Annotated in this window: 2 protein-coding genes; both read left to right on the forward strand. The window is 50.9% G+C overall.

Features of this window, described 5'->3' with window-relative positions:
* The coding region (locus tag FYJ64_RS11260; RefSeq protein ID WP_154575211.1) for a Cna B-type domain-containing protein at nucleotides 1-844 on the forward strand (844 nt) is incomplete at its 5' end.
* A gap of 11 nt (nucleotides 845-855) precedes the next feature.
* Nucleotides 856-2,133, forward strand: a complete 1,278-nt coding sequence (locus FYJ64_RS11265; RefSeq protein WP_206045665.1) for a hypothetical protein — start codon at nucleotides 856-858, stop codon at nucleotides 2,131-2,133.
* The last annotated feature ends 32 nt before the right edge of the window (nucleotides 2,134-2,165 follow it).

The following is a 2,165-nucleotide window of genomic DNA, read 5'->3' on the forward strand; positions in this document are numbered from 1 at the left end:
AGACGCGCAGGGCGAGGCGACCTCGGGAAAACTGGTTCCGGGGAAATACTCCATCGTCGAGGTGACTGCGCCGACGGGCTATGAGCTTGACAGCACGCCTTATGAGGTGACCGTTACAGAAGATGAGGCGACGATCAAGACGATAACAAATAAAAAGGCTCTGACCTCCGTGTCCGGAACCAAGACCTGGAAAGATGAAAACAACCGGGACGGCGTGAGACCGAAGAGTGTGACCGTTAATCTGCTGGCAGACGGAAAGGAAGTCGCAGAGAAAACGATCTCTGAAGAGGACGGATGGAAGTACAGCTTCCGGAATCTGCCGAAATTCGACGACGGAAGAGAAATCGTCTACACTGTTACCGAGGATTCGGTTCCGGGATATCGCACAGAGATTGACGGCTATGATATCATCAACACACACGCCGCGGACAGAGCCAGTGCGACGGTGACAAAGCACTGGAACGACAAGAATGACAAATACGGGAAGCGTCCGAAGCAGATCCGCGTCCGCCTGATGGCAGACGGAGCCGATGCGGGACAGGAAGCCGTTCTGAATAAAGGAAATAAGTGGACAAAGACATGGAGCGATCTTCCGGCAGTGAAAGACGGAAAGAAGATCAGATACACTGTGAAAGAGATCGGCACGTCCGCCGGATATACCGTATCCGTAAACGATCGGAATCAGGGCAATGTGATTATCACAAACACCTGTCGGGTAAAACCGGGAGGCGGCGGCCCTGACACCGGAGATCGGACAAATCTGTGGGTATACCTTACAGCAGTTGCGGTTTCTGTTGCAGCGCTGCTCGGTATAAGTGTATATATGAGAAGGAAACGAAACTGAATCTGAAAAGAATGAAAGGGAACAGGGAAAGTATGACTATTTTCAAACGGAACCGTGCAAAGAACGTGAGAACAAAGGAATGGACAGCCGGAGCGGGACGGAGGCCGAAGCTTCTTGCCGTGATGGTTTTGTGCATCGCCGCTGTGATGTTGATTTCCGGATGCGGCAAGCCGCCGACACTGGGAACCACTGTGAAGGATTACGACGGATTCAAGTATCTGAGCGATGCGACGCTGAAGCCCGGGTCAGGCGACGAGGAAATTCAGGTATTCATCCCGAAAGGAAGCAGTGAGTACAGCTCGACGAATTACGTTTCCTCGACAGCAAAGGGGGTCAGTATCACGCTGAAGACCGTTAACTCTTCCCTCGTCGATAACGCGGGCGGTGCAAAGGAATATATCCAGAAGTACGGAACAATAAGCTCACCGAATCTGAGCGCTGCAGTCGATGAAATGAACAGCGTGAAGAAGACCAAGGATGAGAATTCAGCATATGCTACAGGATTTCAGGTTCTGAAGAAGTACGACAACAGTTATTACAGTGTTTGTATTACAGAATTTCTTTCCAAAATCGAGGTCGAAAAGAAGGAATACTATGTCTCCGGCGTTGTGAAGGTCAATTCCGACAGCACCGGTGACGATACCGGCGGACTGCTGGAGGAGATGAAATCCTACTACGGCATGAAGATGTACTGGGATAAGGAGAAGGCGAAGGAGGAAGCGGATAAATATACAAAGAATCCTCCGGAATACACCCGCCAGTACATTGGAGGATTTGTCGTTCAGATTCCGACCGGATGGGCGAAGGACAACGCTTATTCCAAATCCTCAGGAAGTGCGAATGTGGCGGTCTTCGGACCGAACGGAAAGGCGACCGAGGCAGATAATCTTATGGCCGCATACAGCATGATCTCAGGAGGAACAGGAGATTATTCCAGCTCCGACTTTGAGCGGCAGCTGAAGGCGTATCTGAACCGTGCGTACAACGGCGTTACCGTGAAGACAGCGGCCGTAGACAGCCCCATTGACGGAGGCAAAGCGTATAAGGTTAAGCTGACAAAGGGGAATGTATCTCTGAACGGATATCTGGTGTTTGGAAAGTACAGCATGATCATGGTGTACAACGCGGGAACGGGTCAGATGAGCAGCAAAACAAAAGAGCGTGTGGAAAATATGTTCAATACGCTGCAGGATTACAGTGCCGCGAAAAACTCTAAAAGCGGTTCGACAACAAAGACCGGCGGGATAATATCAGGCAATGACGCGACGTCAGAGCGGTGGACGTTATGAGACGCGACGGGGCCGAGTTGAATAAAATCCTC

The sequence above is a fragment of the Hornefia butyriciproducens genome, from assembly GCF_009695915.1.
GTDB lineage: Bacteria > Bacillota > Clostridia > Peptostreptococcales > Anaerovoracaceae > Aminicella > Aminicella butyriciproducens.